This window comes from Rhodanobacter sp. K2T2 (genome assembly GCF_013408815.1).
GTDB lineage: Bacteria > Pseudomonadota > Gammaproteobacteria > Xanthomonadales > Rhodanobacteraceae > Rhodanobacter.
In genome coordinates this window covers 93,541-111,145 of sequence record NZ_JACCCA010000012.1, presented here as the reverse complement: position 1 = coordinate 111,145, position 17,605 = coordinate 93,541, and the positions used below count along the sequence as shown (strand labels likewise).

The 17,605-nt window shown below is 58.3% G+C and carries 13 protein-coding genes; all 13 read right to left on the bottom strand.

Annotation, left to right across the window (positions count from 1 at the left end; genetic code table 11):
* Nucleotides 1-186: 186 nt before the first annotated feature.
* The 13 genes from mobF to HDE78_RS17570 all read right to left on the bottom strand — a co-directional run bounded on the left by mobF (nt 187) and on the right by HDE78_RS17570 (nt 17,599).
* Nucleotides 187-4,362 (bottom strand): MobF family relaxase, encoded by a 4,176-nt coding sequence (gene mobF, locus HDE78_RS17630; RefSeq protein WP_179481910.1) that lies wholly within the window; start codon nt 4,360-4,362, stop codon nt 187-189.
* 13 nt (nt 4,363-4,375) lie between these two features.
* A complete protein-coding gene (locus HDE78_RS17625; protein ID WP_179481908.1) occupies nt 4,376-4,714 on the bottom strand; it encodes a toxin-antitoxin system HicB family antitoxin in 339 nt (112 codons plus the stop codon).
* A 302-nt stretch (nt 4,715-5,016) separates the two neighbouring features.
* Nucleotides 5,017-5,238, bottom strand: coding sequence for a hypothetical protein (locus HDE78_RS17620; protein WP_179481907.1), 222 nt, complete (start codon nt 5,236-5,238; stop codon nt 5,017-5,019).
* Between the two features lie 45 nt (nt 5,239-5,283).
* On the bottom strand, nt 5,284-6,648 hold the full coding sequence (locus HDE78_RS17615) for an AAA family ATPase (RefSeq protein WP_179481905.1): 1,365 nt from the start codon (nt 6,646-6,648) through the stop codon (nt 5,284-5,286).
* A complete protein-coding gene (locus HDE78_RS17610) occupies nt 6,641-7,549 on the bottom strand; it encodes a hypothetical protein (RefSeq protein ID WP_179481903.1) in 909 nt (302 codons plus the stop codon). The genes HDE78_RS17615 and HDE78_RS17610 overlap by 8 nt, the downstream gene beginning before the upstream one ends.
* Before the next feature lie 168 nt (nt 7,550-7,717).
* Complete coding sequence (locus HDE78_RS17605; protein ID WP_179481901.1) at nt 7,718-7,912, bottom strand: hypothetical protein; 195 nt, start codon at nt 7,910-7,912, stop codon at nt 7,718-7,720.
* Nucleotides 7,913-7,925: 13 nt separating this feature from the next.
* Entirely contained in the window at nt 7,926-8,126 is a 201-nt protein-coding gene (locus HDE78_RS17600; protein ID WP_179481899.1) for a hypothetical protein, read from the bottom strand.
* 66 nt (nt 8,127-8,192) lie between these two features.
* On the bottom strand, nt 8,193-9,320 hold the full coding sequence (locus HDE78_RS17595; protein ID WP_179481897.1) for a site-specific integrase: 1,128 nt from the start codon (nt 9,318-9,320) through the stop codon (nt 8,193-8,195).
* A gap of 539 nt (nt 9,321-9,859) precedes the next feature.
* Complete coding sequence (locus HDE78_RS17590) at nt 9,860-11,095, bottom strand: glycosyltransferase family 4 protein (RefSeq protein ID WP_179481895.1); 1,236 nt, start codon at nt 11,093-11,095, stop codon at nt 9,860-9,862.
* Between the two features lie 108 nt (nt 11,096-11,203).
* On the bottom strand, nt 11,204-12,649 hold the full coding sequence (locus tag HDE78_RS17585) for a TolC family protein (protein WP_179481893.1): 1,446 nt from the start codon (nt 12,647-12,649) through the stop codon (nt 11,204-11,206).
* On the bottom strand, nt 12,639-14,060 hold the full coding sequence (locus tag HDE78_RS17580; protein WP_179481891.1) for an HlyD family type I secretion periplasmic adaptor subunit: 1,422 nt from the start codon (nt 14,058-14,060) through the stop codon (nt 12,639-12,641). The genes HDE78_RS17585 and HDE78_RS17580 overlap by 11 nt, the downstream gene beginning before the upstream one ends.
* The gene (locus HDE78_RS17575; RefSeq protein ID WP_179481889.1) at nt 14,057-16,213 is read right to left on the bottom strand and encodes a type I secretion system permease/ATPase; all 2,157 of its coding nucleotides are present in this window, start codon (nt 16,211-16,213) and stop codon (nt 14,057-14,059) included. Before HDE78_RS17575 ends, HDE78_RS17580 begins: the two co-directional genes overlap by 4 nt.
* Before the next feature lie 120 nt (nt 16,214-16,333).
* Nucleotides 16,334-17,599, bottom strand: coding sequence for a glycosyltransferase (locus HDE78_RS17570; RefSeq protein WP_179481887.1), 1,266 nt, complete (start codon nt 17,597-17,599; stop codon nt 16,334-16,336).
* Between the last annotated feature and the right edge of the window lie 6 nt (nt 17,600-17,605).

The following is a 17,605-nucleotide window of genomic DNA, read 5'->3' as shown; positions in this document are numbered from 1 at the left end:
GAGTCGACAGCGGCTCATGGGAAAACTCCGGGTTACTGCAAACCCACATTCCCAAATATCTGGGCCATCTCGAATTTTCGGTATCTTCGATCAGCGTCGGTACGATGATCAGCGTTCATCAGAACGAGCTGCCAACCAGACCGGAATGCGCACTAGGCCTCGGCGGCGCATCACCCGTGTATGGAATTACCACTTGAGCCCTTTGTCACGCCCGGCTCTGTGTCCGCGGTTCGTTGGCTTCTGACCCTTGTCAACGCCGACCTTCGTCGTCTTAGGCTCCGCTGCGCGCTGTGAGGCCATTTGCTGGCCATCTTCATGCTTTGATCCAGCACCAACCTTCGTCGTCTTAGGTTCCGCTCCGCGATGCGAGGCCGTTTGCTGATCACCTTCATGCCTTGATCCAGCCCCTGCTTTCGTCGTCTCAGGTTCCGCTCCGCGCTGTGGGGCCGTTTGCTGGCCATCTTCATGCCTCGATCCAGCCCCAGCCTTCGTCGTCTTAGGTTCCGCTCCACGCTGCAGAGCCGCTTGCTGGCCATCTTCATGCCTCGATCCAGCCCCAGCCTTCGTCGTCTTAGGTTCCGCTCTGCGCTGTGAGGCCGTTTGCTGGACATCTTCATGTCTCGATCCAGGCCCGGCCATCGTCGTCTTAGGTTCCGCGCCGCCGCCCGCGAGCCTATCAAGCCGCTGAATTTCCGCCTCGCGTTCGCTTTTGATTGTCTTCTCAACGGCACGCCTAGCCAGCATGCCGCGCACAGCACCTGCGGTGCGCCCATTGGTCTGGTTGCGCACCTCCCTGCCCCGCTGCGTTTCATTCATCGCGTGATCGCGCTTGGTCAGCGCCTCGCTGTGCAGACCACCCTTCCCATCGTGCGCGTATCGGTGACCATGTCGGTCGTATTCCACGCCGTGCTTGGAGGCCATTGCATCCCAGTCCCTCTTCGGCTGGATGAGCCGCTGTTGGTCTGCCTGATGCGTCTGCAGGGCACGCCGCGCCAGCTCCCGACTGTCTGCAGTTTCGCCACCGCCACGCATGCGGTGCTCACGCTGCCCCTGCTCAAGAGCCGCCTCACGGCGCGCCGCCACTACTGCTTGATGCCGGTCGACAAAGCCCTTGATGCCACGCTCTTCTGTGAATGTACGGCCGCCATCGGTACTACGCGCCGTTCGCCCGTCCTCCGATCGCACCAGGAGCTTTCGTGCTTTCGGGTCTTGCCATCCCTGTTTCCGGCGAGCATCCGCAGCTTCCCAGCGGGCGTGCGCAACTACCTGCATCCCCCTGACCTTGGCGTTGCTTCGCTCTGCGTTCGCATTGGCAACGGCCACCTTCACATGGCGGACAGGGTTCACCATGCTCCGTCCCCTGCAAGCCGACTGCCGTTTTGCCTGCGCCTGCTTGTCGATGTTGCGGAGCATTTGCTTTGTCGTGCGATCAAATCGCCGCCGTGGTGCCTTGGCGGAGTAGTCCCGAATCCGATTTCCTAGGCGCTCAGCACCCGCCCCAATGGCGTGCCCCGCCGCACTGGCATACAGCTGCAACTTGCTGCTTCGCGGCTGTTCACCCGGGCCCTCTCGCTCGACTTGTTGGCTGCGCGCTACGCGCGCGGGCCGACGTTCAGCGTCAGGCGTCACTGACGCCGAACGCCGGCCACTGCTCTGCCTTTCGACTGAGATATCGCGTGCCTTCATCGCCGTTTCCTTCCTACCGGAACGGCTTTCGATCTGTGCCGCAAGTTTCTTCCGATCGTCGGTGTGGAGAATGGCTCTCAACCTTGCACGGGACAGCGCCACATAGAACCGTGCGTGATCTGCCAGCTTCCGTTGCCCTGATCGCATGACACCAATCACTACGTCCACCGTCCGCCCCTGCGCCTGGTTGGCAGTCTGCGCATAGGCCAAGTCGATCTTCGCCCCCTGCCGGGCGTCGATAGTGTGACGTCGGCCAGCAGTATCCGTGGCCTCAATCCGGCCATCGTCCCGCACGCAATCAACAACCAAATCCGCGCCATTCTTGATCCGCTCCCCAGCTTCGGTACGGATAGCCCCTTTGGCAACGATCCTGTCCCCGGTGCCAATCCGAGATTGCACTGCCTCGTTCACCTGAAGCCTGTTCGATTTGGCTGGATCGAACGTCCACTCGCGACCATCCGAGCACTGTGCAGTGATCCGACCGCTCTCGATTCGGACAACCTCAGCCAGCTCGCCCCGTTTCGGGCCACCACGATAGTCCCGCCCAGCCTCAATGACATCGCCAACGTGATACCGAGCGGCATCAGCCCGTTCCTTTTCGGTCATCTGCCGGTCTCGCAGCGTAGTAACCGGCCTCGTGTTCTGGACTTCACCAACGTCCACGCGACGCTGCTGGATTGCCTCATTGACCGCATCGCGGTCGGCACGAGAAAGTGTCACAACGAGGGTGTCCCTCCCCGAAGCCGTCTCGCGCATGTAGTCATCAGCGACACACTTCGCCGCCTCATCTGCCGAGGCATGCTCGCGCACATCCACCTTGTCGAGCGCATCGGCCACCTGTCCATTCAGCGCATCGTAGACAGCTCCGCGGAGACGCTCACTCCGCTGGCGTTTGATGTCGGTCAGTTCGTGGGTTGCATCGAGGTGGACCGCCTTGATCTGCTCGAAGGCGGCCCCCGCCCCCACGCTACCGATCTGCCGGTCATCACCAACGAGAATGACGCGCGCGCCGCGCTCCCGCGCAAGCTGGAGCAAGTCGCGCTTGTCGCCGGCGCTCACCATGCCTGCCTCGTCTACGATCCAGACCTCACGCTGCCCATGCTGGCCTGCGCGTTCACGGGAATGGTTGGCCGCCGCGACAGTCTGTGCTTCCGCACCAATGGCATCGCCCAAGGTTTGGGCCGCGCTGTTGGTCGGCGCGAGTGCCCGTACCGTCCAGCCCGCTTCCCGTGCTGCCTCCGAAACAGTGGCGAGCACAGTGGTCGTCTTGGCGGTGCCGGCGAATCCCTGAATCACATGGAGGCCACTTTCGCTCGACAGGATGCCTTGCACAGCCGCCCGCTGCTCCTCGGAGAACGGATGACCACTGCGCGCCTCCTGACGCTCAATCGCCGCATCAATGGAGGCCTTTGAATTGTCGCCGCGCTGTTTCTCTCCGATCCGTATCTGGCCTTCGCCGGCCACAGCGATAGTCTTCGCTGCCGCCAGCATCTGCCGTTCGGTTTCCTCGCCCGCTTGGGTGGTAAACCCAGTTACGTATTCGCGGCGACCGCCAGGCACGTCTTGTAGCGTCTCGCGGGAGATCAGCCCTCCGTTCGTACAAGCGAGTTGGACCGCTTTTCCCAGTGTGAATTCATCAGCCCTGCCCTGTGAGAACGTCCGCGCTGCCGCAAGAATCTGGCGCGTAGTGAAGCGCGTCTCGCGTTCAGAGAGGTGGGTGATTGCATCACGTACGGCAGCATCCGCAGCCACCACGGTATGCTCGAAATCGCCAGCCAAGTTCCGGCCGGAAGGTCGACGGCCGAGAGCAAATCCCACTTGCACTGCTTGTGCTTCCCAGCGTTGATGCAGTTGCCCCGGCGGAAGGTGTTCGTTCGCCTTGCGCGTATCGAGTGTGGCGGCCTCACGGGCCGCTGCACTCGCATCGTCACGACTCAGCCCCCGCTCGGCCAAGGCAGCATCGATCTCGTTCCTTCGGCTCGAAAGATCGTTGCACAGTTCCTTGGGAACCTCCCGTAACTCAAAGCTGACGGCCCCGCCGACATGCACCGTCCAATCGACGTTATAGCCTGCTTGCCGCGCTCCGGCAGCGAGTGCGTTCATGTAAACATTGTTGGTCTCGACCTGGGCGGAATAGAGCCCTTGCCGGCTGTCGATGCTTGTCCAACGTCCAGTCACCGGATCGTATGTCGAGTTGGCAATCACCGCATGACTGTGAAGCTGTGGATCAAGGTTGCGCGACGTCGAATGACGGACGACACCGGCGACAAGGTTTCCTGTATTTCGGTATGCGTAGCCGTCGGCCATATCGCGCTGGCGAGTGATGATTGCGTGCGCTTCGATGTGATCGAGTGCCGCCCGGACAGCCGTGTCGTGTGCGGCCGTCAAGCGTTCATCCTTGTTCACCAGCGCCGCAATGCTCACGCTCTTTGGCGCGCTAAAAGTCACATCCCATCCCGGCGTATGACGCTGAGGATTCTTGACGGCCGCCGCTCCAAACGTGCCAGCCAGCACATCACGGAAGTCGGTTGGATTGATGTCACCGCACAAACCCAATTTCGTTGCACCAAGTCCATACCACGCTGCCGCGCTTTGGTCGGACAGGTAGTAATCGTCACGCTCGCTGTAGTAGTCGAATGCTTGGGAAGCATTGCCGATTTTCGTTACACCGATCATGCTCGAACCCTCCTCACTTCCGATCCGTAGGCCAACGTACTTCCGCCCACTGCGTGAACTTCTGGAGCCCGGCATTGATACGCGCCGCGCTTGCGGTGAGTTCAGTCGCCAACGTCGCCGAAATCGCCTCGGTCAGCTCCGCCTTAAATTCGGCGAACTGCGCGTTTTGCTCGTCACGCATGGCATGGAGTTGCTCCAAAAGCCGTTCATCCCGGTCATCGGCTGAACCGCGCTCAAGCGCGGATGCAGTGAGGTAGGCGTTGATCGACATGCCGAGATTCGCGGCATGCCTTGCGATCGCCTCCGCGTTCTCCGGCGACACACGTAACGTGAGTTTCTTCTCGTCCTGCATGGCTGTTTTTCTCCACAATTTGGCCGCGAGTCATGACGGCATGGCGGCGGAACCTGAAACCTCGCTGCAATGCGATTTCAGGGTGTAGTGACGGCACATTGACGGCAAAAAGCGACGACCCCCATGCCGTCATCCGCAACCCGCATCACCGCTGGATTTGCTGGGGTTTTGAGCGCCGAAGGCGGTGGCGCAGCCGTGCATGGTGTGTGCGAATGAGCGCAGCGAGCGAGCGAGCGGACTTGTCCGCGACTTTCCGGGCCCCGCGTAGCGGGAATGAATCTCCGTTTTCACAGATCCGATGCTCATGCCGGCTTCGTCTCCGCACCCGACTTCACAACCGAAGCCTTCGCCGCAGCAGTTGCTTTTTGCTGTGCGATACGAATCAGGTCACGCGTGCAACCTGCAGCCCGAGCGAGGCGCAAAAGCTCCCGCTCGTCTCGCTCACGATCAGCGGCTTGCTCCGCTTTGAGTTGCTCGCGCAGCTTGGCGATTTTGGCTTCGATGGCATCGATCTTCTTGCTCATGTTCGCGTCCTCATTTGTTGTCTGTACCTGTTGAAGTTTTGGCGATCAGATCGCTACCGCCCTCGTCGCCGGATGGACGACGACACGGCTGTTTTCAACGCGAATCGCAACATGGGAGACCCCGCGATCTTTGAGGTCGAGCAGTTGATCGACCACGGCACTCTCGACCGCCCGCACCACCTCACGCACACCGTAGTCCGAGAGCTTCTCGGCCTTGGCGACGAGATCGATCAACAGTTCCGCGTCAACACTCACCACCTCGACGCCAGCCTCCCCCGCGAGGCCCATCAGGAAGCGGCCCACGATGGCGGCGAGCGCCCGACGGCTCAGAGGTTCAAAAGGAAAAATGGCATCCAGACGTGCCAGCACTTCAGGCAGAAATCCGCTGCTTTTCAGCTCGTCCTTGACCTTGCGCGTGCGTTCGGAAGGATCGGCGGTCGCTGCCGCGATCTTGCCGATTTCGGCCTGCTTAGCGTTGCTGGTCAGCACGATCATGAAGCCCGAGGCGTCATAGACCTGCCCGGTCGATTGTTCGGTCAATCTTGCCTCGTCCAAAAGACCCATCACCGTCTTCAACACCACGGGATGCGCCTTCTCGATTTCGTCCAGCAAAATCAACCCTGTGCCAAACCGGCCGATGGCGCGGCAGAGCTGCCCGCCATCCTCCGAACCGGCGTAGCCCGGAGGTGCTCCGATCAGTCGCTGCACGCCGTGCTCGGCGCTCAATTCATTGCAATCCACGCGAATCATTCGCCCGGCGAAAAGTTCGGCTGCCAACGCCTTCGCCAGCTCGGTTTTCCCTGCGCCTGTGGCACCCACAAATAGCACGGTCATGACCGGCTTGTTGGAGCGTGCCAGCCTCACCCGTCGGAACGACGTCTGCACGCATTCATGCACGACCGAGTTTTGGCCAATCACTCGATCGCGCAAAAATCCTTCCACGCGCACGGGGTCTAGGTGAGAAAAATCAGCGCGCTGACCCTGTGGCGCCTTGGCACCGAGGAAATCGTCCAACTGGTCTTGCTGGTCGGTGGGTACGAGGTCGAAAATGTTCTTCATGACTTTGCCTTCGAGGATGAGGATGAGTGCCGCAACGGCAACTGCGGCGGCTAGCGCAGCACCGATTCCTAAGCCAGGTTGATCGAGTGAAAGGAGCGCCACTTGGGCACTAGCGCCCGCGACAAAGGCGCAGCCAGGGAGCGCCAATTTCAATGTTGAGAAGTAGTACCGGAACTTCACCTCTGGCCAGCGCCGCAGACGGGCATAGACCAGTGCTGCTGACGCTGTCAGCAGCCCGCCAGCAAGGTCTTCAAGATGCGAAAGGAAAAGGAACGCGACCACAACACCAACTGCAATACGGACGCGTGACAAACCTTGTGGCATAGCCAGATTGAGGTTCGGGTTATTCATGGTTCGCTCCTTTTGCAGGCGCAACCACTACTGAAAGCTTCGCCGGCGTCGAAGGCTGCACGTCGGCAAGGTGGTTGGTATCGCCACCCTCTCCAGGCGGCACGGCATAGGGCACCACCGGCACCGGCGGGGTGATGCCATCACCAACTGCAATCTGCGCAGCGATGCCCGTACTGGCCCCCTGGAAACCACCCCGGCTCACTTGGATGACGAACGTGTGCCACCCCGTATTGAGATTGAGCGTGGCCGTCTGCGACGCCGGTTCGTTGGCAAGGGATAACGGCTGCCCCAGTGGCTGGCCGTCAATGGTGGCTTCCACCGTACCCACCCCTGCAGCGGCACGCAGGATTGAGATCGATTTGGGCGCATCGAGCTTGAACCAGCCTTGGAATTTCTGCGCCCAGTCCGGGCCGCCACGCGCAGGGTTCTCCGACTGGAATTCAGTCAGTTGAGTCGATACCGCAACAGACTCCACCTGGGAGAGTTGACCGAATTGGTCACGCTGGAATGTTGAAGACTCGACCCAGCCTGGCGCGATCCCGGGGGGTGGCGCGGACGGCTTGGCCATTACCTGCGGAACCGGGCTTGGGGTGCCACGGATTGCCTCTGTCGGTGCAGGCGCTGGTGCAACGCCCCCCCCTGCCGCCAGCGGCTGTGCTATCGCCACCGGCGGGGCCACAGGTGGTTTGATTACCGGAGCCTGCGCCAGTGGCTCATGAGGAACAACTTCCGCAACTGGCGCGTGCTCGGGCACGGGTGCGATTCGAGAGAGTCCCCTGCGCGCCGCCGAAGCGAGTGATAGCAAAACGACGATCGCGATGAACGCGACGGGGATCAGAACTGCGCGCGGTTGGCGGCGTGCCCAGGCTTGTACGCGCTGAGCGAGGGTTTCGTGATCCATGCTGTCCTCCTGTTGATAGAGGGCAGCAGAAATTGGTGCCCCTATCCTTTGGGAGTTTTCGCGATCGCGCACAAATTCGGAGTCACGATCGCGGTTCTGGAAACGACCGTTCCAGACCGAAAGCCCACCGGTGGCGAGCACGCCCAACAGCTAGAGATAGAAGCCCAATCAGTTGTTGCGTTTGCGACTGGCGATCTTCTGGTCGTAACGGCGTTGCGCTTCAGCCATCGCGTGACCTTGCCAGGCAGACATTTCGCGCAGCAGCCAAATGATCGCACGTACCAGGCCTGACCACGGCGCGAAATAACCAGCGACCACTACACTCCACGGCAACATAGTGCCCTTGCGGTGGCCGTTGCGCATACCTTGAAGGAACTCATTCACGGCCGCCTACCCTTTTCATGTTGCTGGCTTTCTCACGCGCCTCGGCCATCGCTCGATCCAGTTGTTCGAGGTAGACATGAGCGATGATTTTTCCGCAGCGCACCGCGGCGATCCCTGGGGCAAAGAACTCGTAGAAGCCTTCACGAAGCCCCTTGATGAAGCGCTGTTTGACGATAGCCCAGATATCAGACATTACTCACCTGCGCTCTTGCTCGCTTGTCAACCAAGCACACAGGCCGCTTGCTGTAGATCATACGAATCATGGCTGCACCTCCGAAATCATCGAACTCGTGGCCACTTGGGCCACATCGCGTAGACGCTTGGCAAAGTCTTCCGCACGCGGGTGGTAGTAGCGTTCAAGCATGGAGCTCGACGAATGACCCACGATCTTCATCAACTCGTGCAGGCTGAAAATCTCCGCAAGCCGGCTCGTGGCTTCGTGACGGAGATCGTGAAAAGTCAGATCGGCAAGGTAGTCAGCAGAAGGTGTTGTGCCCTTCTCTGCACAGTCAGCCAGGTATCCGGCACGACTGCGTTTGGCTGCGCGAGCAAACGCCTGCGTGATCGAATGCGATTGAAGACCGCCAAGCACGAAGTCATCCGCCACTTCGCCCTTGCCCTTTGTCACAGGCAAAAGATCGTGCAGCACCTTGACTGTTTCAGGCGATAACGGGACACCACGTGGTCTACCCGCCTTTGTGATCCGACCGGGCAAGTAAGCCACGCCGGCATCAATATCAACCATCGACCAGCGAAGTTTGCAGATTTCACCGCGACGCATGGCCGTTTCGACGGCAACGCGAACTGCAGCAGGTAGCCAAGCCGAGTCGCTGGCATCGCATAGCGCAGCAACTTCTTCCACACTGACACGACGTTCGCGCTTGGTCGCCCCCTTGAGCTTCAGAGACACAGCCGGGTTGCTCAACCCAGCCATACCCCAATTGATTCGCGCGCACTCGAAAACTGCATGAAGGATCGTCAGGCGACGGTTGACCGTGGCCACGGCGTAGCCCTTCGTGAGCCAGCGGTCACAGAGGGCGCGCACATTGCCACGCGTGATCCGGTCGAGAACTGTCTGTGCAAGCGCTTCCTCTTTCAGCACTTTGATGTGGTAACCCTCGACCTCGGCACCACGGTGCTTGGGAGTTTCTTCGGTCAGGTACTTTTCCAGCGCCACCGCCAGGGTCATCCTGTCGGCTCCACCAACATCGCGCCAGGCGCCTCGCTCGATTTCGCTCTCGGTTTTCCTTCCCCAAGCCTCCGCGTCCTCTTTCCTGGTGAAGGTCTTGTACAGCTGGGGGACACCAAAACGGGCCTTTCGGATGAGCACCTTGTAGGTGCCTGCATCTGTCTTTGAGATGGTTGCCATGCCCTCATTGTCGGGCATCGCTTCTTTCGCGCAATACAAAAACGAACCGTTCCATAGGCGTTCCGCGCGTCACAGAAATATCTCTGAAACCATTGGTACATCTAGCTTTCTGGCCGTGTGAATTTCGCCTTCACACGGCAGGTGTCGCAAGTTCGATCCTTGCATCGCCCACCACTAGATTCAACGACTTAGGCCACCTCAACGGGTGGCCTAAGTCGTTGTATGCACGCCAGCACGGAAAGTCTCTTTGATTGCCGGAGCGAGGCAGTGGGTTGAAACCCCGTGCGTTGATTCAATTCCTTTCCCTTCGACTGAGTTCTACTTTTGGCGACCGCCAAAAGCAGGGGACTACCCTGAAAACGGGGGAACGTCGCCATTACCATATGACAGCGAAGTCAGTTGGGTACACCCTCCACACGAAGGGCGGATGGCCGAGGGGAGTGTGGGCATTACCGCCTTCAGCCTCACGCAGGGCAAACGCAAGCCGGGAGAGGTCACCAAACTACTGGCGACATCGCGGCTTCCATTTCGCTCTATCTGTCCATTCCAAGCTCAATTTACGCCCTGCTTGACTCAATCAATTCCTTTTGTCTTGGCAGGCATATGCGGTGCAGATCATAGCGATCCACGATAGTTTGCCTTGCGCGCTCTCGCACTTCCTGCATCCGATTGGGATCTTCACAAATACGCAGAATCGATTCCACGAGTTGCTGGCTAGAGAAAAAATCTACCAATAGACCGTTCTTCTCATGTGTGATGACCTCTTCCACCGGCGGTGTTCTTGATCCGACCACCAAACATCCTGCGGCCATGGCCTCCATCATCGACCACGACAATACGAAAGGATAAGTCAGATAAACATGTGCGGTAGAGACCTGCAGTAGCTTAAGAAATATTGCATAGGACACTTTGCCCACAAAGTGAACACGACTGAAGTCAATTCGATCTCCAATTTCTGCCAAATAGAGTTCACGGTAAGTCCCCTTGGCCGGCCGACGCCCGTAAGAAACATCGCTACCCCCAACGATAACAACGTGAGCATTGGGACGTGCTTTGAGCAATTCCGGTAACGCCCTCATGAAAATATGAAAGCCACGGTAAGGTTCCAAGTTCCGACTAACGAATGTAATGACCTCATCGGCCTTGGTTAGACGCAGCTTTTTGTTTGGAAACTCGATGAATGCCTGATCGTCCGGCTTGACATAATCCGTATCGACACCATCGTGCACGACCTCAATTTTTGGCTGATATGCGGAGGGAAACCGCGTGCGCTGCCATATCGTGGGTGCAATGCCAACGTCAGCCTGCTCAAGCGCCATGAGGTGATGCAAATTACGAATGCGCAGACGCAGAACGTCGTCGGCGCTATTGGGGAATTCCGGGTCGAAACTGAAGTCCTGTCCAGCGGTGTTGTAATAGAACTCACAGAAGTGCAGCAATCTCGATTTGGGAAAAACATCTTTCAGGAAAAGCGTCTCTCCCCAGCCCGGATGCGCGTATACAACGTCTGGATAAAAGCCGGCTTTCTTGATTTGTAGTAGTGCTTTGAGCACAACCTGCCCGCGCGTTACCGCGGCTTCCGTCGCACGCATTGTGGGCATCGTCGTTGCTTTTGACGGTGATGGTGTTTGGTAGCCCACCAACTTCACTCCCGGAATAGGGGCGCGAAAATTCTCCCTTAGACGACGCGCTTCGCCCAAACCGATCACTTGGCAGTCGGGCTGCTGTCCGTAATGCACCAACAGATGGCGATATTGTCCAGGAAGATTTTGATGAATTAGCAACAGCCGCATGCCAGCTTTCCCTTGGCGAACATTGAAGAGATCGTTCCTGCATCGATACATGGATTCGGTTTGTGGTCAACGAAAGCTCAGCCCGAAATCACTGCTCTTTTGAATCCCTCATTGATCGCTGAGATCGTCCCATCCTAGTTGACCCAACGCAGAGGCTAAAGCCAATCGGTCGTAGCGCCACCCCGTGATAGCCTCCACACGCATTTGCCGCGCTTGTGCCAGCGCCGTTTGGGTGCTGAGCAATTCCAAGATGGTGCCGATCCCAGACTTATAGCGACGCTGCGCCGATTCCCAAGCTTGAGTGGCCACCTCTTGCAAACGCAGGCTGGCGTCCAGGTTCTGTGTGTCGGTCTGCAATGTCTGATAACTCGTCCAAACCTGCAGGGCCACCTGCTGTCGAGCCTTGTCAAGCGCAACGGATTGCTGATCCAGCTGCGCCTGCGCCTGACGCACTTGGTAGTGGGTTGCGAAACCTGAGAAAAGAGGAATGCTGACCTGAAAACCGACGTAACCGTCGTGTCCGGTTGCCGGGTAATGGGGCAGACCAAGCCCTAACTGAACCGGTTCATTGTTGCGACTGTAATCACCCACCAGCTTGACCGTGGGGCGCCCCTGCGCCTTCGCCTGAACAATCGCCGCTTGCGATGCTTCTAGCTCTTTCTCCGCTGCCAGTACCGCTGGATGCGTTCGCTCCGCGTGTTGCATAAGCGCTGCAACCGTATCGGTAAAGCCCTTGTTCGGAAGCCGGTTCTGATCGACGGACTCTAGCGTTAACGCCGTATCTGGAGAGAGCCCCATAGCATTTGCAAGCGTGCCCAATGCAGCGGCAGCTAAACCTCGATCCTTGGTCTGAGTGACCAGTGCCTGCTCATAGGCTGTGAGCGCCTGATAACCCTCCGTACTTGGCGCGGCGCCCCGAGTAATTCTTTCTTGTGCGGCGATGGAACTGTCTCGTGCATCGGCAACAATCGCGGCGTCCGCGACAAGCTGCTCCATAGCCGCCTGCGCAGAGTAATAAGCCTTTGCAGTGTCCGAAAAAGTTTGTTGAAGCACCGCATCTTCGTTAGCTTGTGCCGCGCTCAGGAGCGCCTTCGCGTTCTTCAGCGCGGCGCGACGCCCGCCAAAGTCATAAAGCACCCAACCAAGCTGCAAGCTGTCGGACTGGACGATCGTTGAATAGTTGGAACTTAGCGAAGCGTGATCGCGCACATTGGTGACAGAGTCGTCGTGCACTAATTGCCCTGTTGCGGTTAGGGTCGGCAGATAAGCCGCCTTACTTACCCCGACCGCTGCCGCTCGCTCTTCAATAATAGTCCAGGCGTCGCGCGTATCCGGACCGGTGCACAACGCGCGCTCGACCGCCTCGCGCAACGTCAAAGGGTTACTGGGCGCACCGAAGGAACATATGGCATGTCCTGCCAGAATCGGGCTAGCTGCGGTTGCTGGGATGGCTCGCTGCGTATGAAAAAGATCGACAGCACGAGAATCGCCAGCAGCGATAGTCGCTCCCAGACCAACAAGGCTTGCCGCCAGAAGAATGGCCCTAGCGCTCATGCAAACTCTCTTGTGCATGCTGTATGAGCGGCCCAAGGAAATAACTGATCACACGTCGCCGTCCTGTGGTGATCTCAGTAGTGACACTCATACCCGGCGTGAGAGGGACCCAACGATCATCGACCCGCATCCGATTGCTTGAGAGCTGCACGTAAACTACGAAGACCGAGCCACGTTTGCGATCGGCAGCAGCATCATTGGATACCTCGACGACTGTCCCTTTCAAATAGCCGTAGTGGGTATAAGGAAAGGCTGCCACCTTCACGACAGCAGGCTGACCTACCCGTACGAATCCGACATCACGGTTTTCAATCGTCGCTTTCACTTGCAACGTGTCGTTGGGCACGATTTCCAATAATGACTGCGCCGTCGTTACGACACCACCCAGGGTATGCACGGACAGCTGTTGCACTGTACCCGCGGTCGGCGCGGTGAGAACCATGAGTCCCTGCCGCGTGGTCGCTTTGGTCTCGTCATCCTGGCTCGTGGTGAAATCTTGAAGATCCTTGTCCAGTTCCAAACGTTGGTCGCGCAGGAAGCCTGACGACGTGCCCGCTAGGTCGGCTTGCTGTTGACGAATCGTTGCGGCCAGTTGCGCTGCATGGCTTCGCTGGGCTTCGAGCTCATGCTCCTGCCCTTGCGCGGTTTGCTCGCGATCCAGATAGTCGATCTGTGCGACGTCCTTCTTCAGCAGCAGGCTGTGATAGACGTCCGCTTGTTGGCGCGCCAAAGGCGCCGTGGCTTGATACTTGGCAATTTCCTGCTGGGTACTGGCAAGATCTGCTTGTCGTGCGCTCAGCTCATCTTTGGCGTCTTGCACTTTTGCCACGTAAGCCTGCCACGTTTGCTCCGCCAGGTCAGCGGCCTGTTGTTGTTCGAGTGCCGTCGCTCCCGGAACAGCAACCAACTTCGGCCAATGGTTAGTCGCGACCGCTTCCAGCAAAGCCCGTGCCCGCGCGACCGCTAGTGCGGCATGAACGCGGTTGGCGTGCGCCGTGGAGGCATCGGCGGCAGCCTGCCGTGTATCGAGTTCCAGCAGAGGCTGACCCGCGCTTACTTGCTGACCGTCCTGAACGTGAATCGCACGAACCACGCCCGTGATCGCCGGTTGGACGACTTTGACGTTGGAATCGGGGACCAACTGGCCGTCGGCGACAACAACAATGTCGAGTTTGCCCAATACCGCCAAAAGCAGAACCAATATCGTCATTACGGCAATGATACGCATCGTCCAGCGCGGAGCAGGATGGACGGGCGTTTCCATCAACTCCAAATGCGCCGGCAAGAATGCTGCCTCATGGCCTTGGCGATCAGGTAACGCATGCATGCCCCGCTCGGCCCAAGCGATCTTAAACACCTCGCCATAGCGCCGCCACAGGTCGCCGAAGGCCTGCCAAAATAAACCGCTCATGCGGCCACCGTCGTCGTCTGAAGCGCAACCATGCGAGCGTAGTACCCGGAACGATGCAACAGTTCCGCATGCGTGCCGCGCTCGATAATGCATCCCTCATCCATGGCCAATATCTGATGTGCCTGACGCACAGCACTCAGTCGGTGAGCAATGATGATGACCGTGCGGCCTGCGCAGATCGCGGCCATGTTGCGTTGAATGACCTGTTCGGTCTCTACGTCCAGCGCGCTGGTTGCTTCATCGAAGATAAGTATGCGAGGCTGAGTCAACAGGGCACGCGCAATAGCCAGCCGCTGTCGTTGACCGCCAGATAGGTTGCCGCCATTCTCTTCGACGCGCGTGTTGTATCCATCGGGTAACAACGTGATGAATTCGTGCGCTCCCGCTAACGTAGCGGCTTGAATCACTTTATCCATGGGCGCGGCGGGATCCGTCAACGCAATGTTTTCACGGATCGATCGGTTGAACAGGCGATTTTCCTGTTGCACCACACCGATCTGACGCCGTAGCCATGCGGGGTCGGCAACATTCAGATCGACGCCATCGACACGTAAAGCCCCCCGCTCCGGTAGATAGAGTCGCTGCAGCAACTTCGCCAGCGTGCTCTTGCCTGATCCGGACCGGCCCACGATGCCGATGATCTCGCCCGGGCGTATCTGCAAGCTGATGTCCTTGAGTACTTCAGGCGCATCCGGCCGATAGCGGAAGGTGACGTGATCGAACACAATCTCGCCCTTCACCGTCGGTAACGACTGCTGATGCGTAGGCACCTCGCTGCGCACGTTGAGCACATCGCCCAACCGGCTCATCGAAATGCCGACCTGCTGAAAGTCCTGCCATAGTTGCGCAAGCCGCAAAACCGGTGCGGCGACGCGTTGCGCCATCATGTTGAACGCGATGAGTTCGCCTACGGTCAGCCGCCCATGGATAACCAACAGTGCGCCGAAGAACAAGGTGCCGACGGTCACGAGCTTGCCGACCCATTGAATGAGTTGCTGACCAACGTTGCCAACCATGCTGGAGCGAAAGCCTGCGGCCACATAGCCGGCCAGTTGGGTATCCCAGCGACGAATAAACTGCGGCTCCACGGCCATCGATTTGACCGTCTCCATGCTCGAGACCGATTCAACCAGAAACGACTGGTTGTCGGCGCCCCGTACGAATTTCTCATTCAACCTTTGCCGCAGGATCGGCACCAATAACACGGAGATAAGGGCGTAGACGGGCAACGATGCCGCGACCATCAGCGTCAACCACACGCTGTACAAACACATCACCCCAAGAAAAATAAACGAGAAGAACACATCGATGACAGCGGTTAGTCCCTGACCGGTCAGAAAATTGCGAATGTTCTCCAACTCGCGGACTCGCGCCACCGTATCGCCAACCCGACGTGACGCAAAATAGGGCAACGGCAGCGCGACCAGGTGTCGGAACAACCGGGAACCCAACTCCACATCAATGCGATTCGTCGTGTGCGCAAAAACGTAATTACGCAACCCCGTCAAAAGGACTTCGAACAATCCGCTGATCAACAAGGCAAGACTGATCACCAGCAGAGTCGACTCCGCCCGATTGGTCAGTACCTTGTCCATCACCACCTGAAACATTAACGGCGTGACCAGTCCAAACAACTGCAAGACGGCGGAGACACCAAGGACCTCCATCAGAATGCGCCGGTATTTGACCATCGCCGGAATGAACCAGGAGAAATCGAATTTCGCTATCTCGCCGGCAATGGCAGCACGCGAAGTAAACAAAATGATCCGGCCATTGGAACGTTCCAGGATTTCCTGGAGGGGGCGAATGCTCGGTCCGCCTCCTGTGGCTTCTTGCACAAGCGCGGTTTGATCTTTCATCCCAGCGATGACGAAATGCCGACCGTCGCGATCCATCGCCAGCGCCGGCCAAGGCAACCGATCCATGCGCTTGGCTTCCAAAGGCACGGCCCTCGCCCTCAGCCCTAACGAGCGAGCGGCAAGAACAAGGTCATCCTCTGAGAACGCTCTGCCCTGCAGGGCAGCGTTATGCCGCAACTGCGCAGGTTCGGCGGCCACGCCATGGAAGTGTGCAATCAACAGCAGTAGTGCCAGACCGGCATCCTGAGGTTGTGCTTGTGTTTGTGTGGCCTCGTCTTCAGCGATCAGCGTCATGCTTTAGCACTCACATTAGTGAGCAAGAACCAGTCGATGCGGAATATGGGCTTTAACTCACCGGGTGAAACAAAGCGTGGCTCGAGACATCCGTTCATAACTTTTATTCCATAAAACACGTTAGGCCGTTGCCAGCTGCTGACGCAGCAGGTCGGACGAAGGAAATAACACATCGAGTTGACGACTGATGCAGGATGCCAGATTGAAGTTATCCCTGATCGTTGCTGCTGAACGCTCCCGCAGCTCAAGGAATTGATCAAACTTAAGAGATGCCTGACATACCTTTTCAGCTAGCGCGGCATGAGAGAAAAAATCGACGAGCAAGCCGTTGACCTGATCGTCGATGACTTCACGCACCGGCGCGGTATCCGAGCCGATGACGACCGCACCTGTGGCCATGGCGTCAAGCACCGACCACGAAAGCACGAACGGGTACGTCAGATAGACATGAACACGTGATACCTGAAGCACCCGAAGATACTGCGCGTAGGGAATCCGTCCAAGGAAGTGCACGCGCTGTGCGTCGATTTGCGCTCCCAATTGCGTGAGCATCAACTCCCGATACGTCATGCCACCGGCAAGTTTGCGGCCGTAGGAAACCTCATCACCGCCAACAATCAAGACATGAGCGGTCGGTAGCCTTCGTAGAATTTCAGGTAGCGCACGCATGAAGACATGGAACCCGCGATACGGCTCAAGGTTGCGACTGACGTAGGTGATGACCGGGCGTGATCGGTCGAGCACCAGTCCATCGCTAAGCCGAACGGTTGCCGAAGGGTCTGGCTTGACCACCGTGGGATCGACCCCGTCATGTACCACAGTCATGCGATCCCTGAGCAACGTCGGGTAGCGCGATCGTTGCCAGTGCGTGGGGCAAATGCTGGCATCGGCATCGATCAAGCTGACCAATTGGGCCATGTTGTCCGTTCTGACGCGATAGCTATCCACGGCCTCCAGCTGAAACTCGGGGTCGAAGCTCAGGTCCTGGCCCTCGCGATTGAAGTAGAACTCGCAGTAGTTGACGATTCGAGCATCCGGAAAGATGTCCTTGACGTGAAGCATCTCGCCCCAGCCGGGATGTCCGTAGATGACGTCGGGACGAAAACCGCTGTCACGAACATTCTGCAGACAAAGCGCGACGGCACGACCGCGACGCATCGATTGCGTTGTCGTCCACAACTCAACCGGCACTTGCTCGCGTGATATCTCCGTTATTTCATAGACATGAAACTGGACGTTAGGCAGAGCCTTGGGAAAGTTAGCCTTCAGGCGTTGCTTTTCCCCGATAACGACGACTTCGCATTGACTATTGGCTGCGCAATACGCCAGGAGGTGTTTGAACTGTCCGGGTGCATTCTGGTGGATAAAGATGATTCGATGGGGCATGGGCTA

What these genes read in the sequence shown, in the direction of transcription:
- mobF (WP_179481910.1), bottom strand. Translation starts at nt 4,362, where the DNA reads ATGATCGGTGTAACGAAAATCGGCAATGCTTCCCAAGCATTCGACTAC.
- HDE78_RS17625 (WP_179481908.1), bottom strand. Translation starts at nt 4,714, where the DNA reads ATGCAGGACGAGAAGAAACTCACGTTACGTGTGTCGCCGGAGAACGCG.
- HDE78_RS17620 (WP_179481907.1), bottom strand. Translation starts at nt 5,238, where the DNA reads ATGAGCAAGAAGATCGATGCCATCGAAGCCAAAATCGCCAAGCTGCGC.
- HDE78_RS17615 (WP_179481905.1), bottom strand. Translation starts at nt 6,648, where the DNA reads ATGAATAACCCGAACCTCAATCTGGCTATGCCACAAGGTTTGTCACGC.
- HDE78_RS17610 (WP_179481903.1), bottom strand. Translation starts at nt 7,549, where the DNA reads ATGGATCACGAAACCCTCGCTCAGCGCGTACAAGCCTGGGCACGCCGC.
- HDE78_RS17605 (WP_179481901.1), bottom strand. Translation starts at nt 7,912, where the DNA reads ATGCGCAACGGCCACCGCAAGGGCACTATGTTGCCGTGGAGTGTAGTG.
- HDE78_RS17600 (WP_179481899.1), bottom strand. Translation starts at nt 8,126, where the DNA reads ATGTCTGATATCTGGGCTATCGTCAAACAGCGCTTCATCAAGGGGCTT.
- HDE78_RS17595 (WP_179481897.1), bottom strand. Translation starts at nt 9,320, where the DNA reads ATGCCCGACAATGAGGGCATGGCAACCATCTCAAAGACAGATGCAGGC.
- HDE78_RS17590 (WP_179481895.1), bottom strand. Translation starts at nt 11,095, where the DNA reads ATGCGGCTGTTGCTAATTCATCAAAATCTTCCTGGACAATATCGCCAT.
- HDE78_RS17585 (WP_179481893.1), bottom strand. Translation starts at nt 12,649, where the DNA reads ATGAGCGCTAGGGCCATTCTTCTGGCGGCAAGCCTTGTTGGTCTGGGA.
- HDE78_RS17580 (WP_179481891.1), bottom strand. Translation starts at nt 14,060, where the DNA reads ATGAGCGGTTTATTTTGGCAGGCCTTCGGCGACCTGTGGCGGCGCTAT.
- HDE78_RS17575 (WP_179481889.1), bottom strand. Translation starts at nt 16,213, where the DNA reads ATGACGCTGATCGCTGAAGACGAGGCCACACAAACACAAGCACAACCT.
- HDE78_RS17570 (WP_179481887.1), bottom strand. Translation starts at nt 17,599, where the DNA reads ATGCCCCATCGAATCATCTTTATCCACCAGAATGCACCCGGACAGTTC.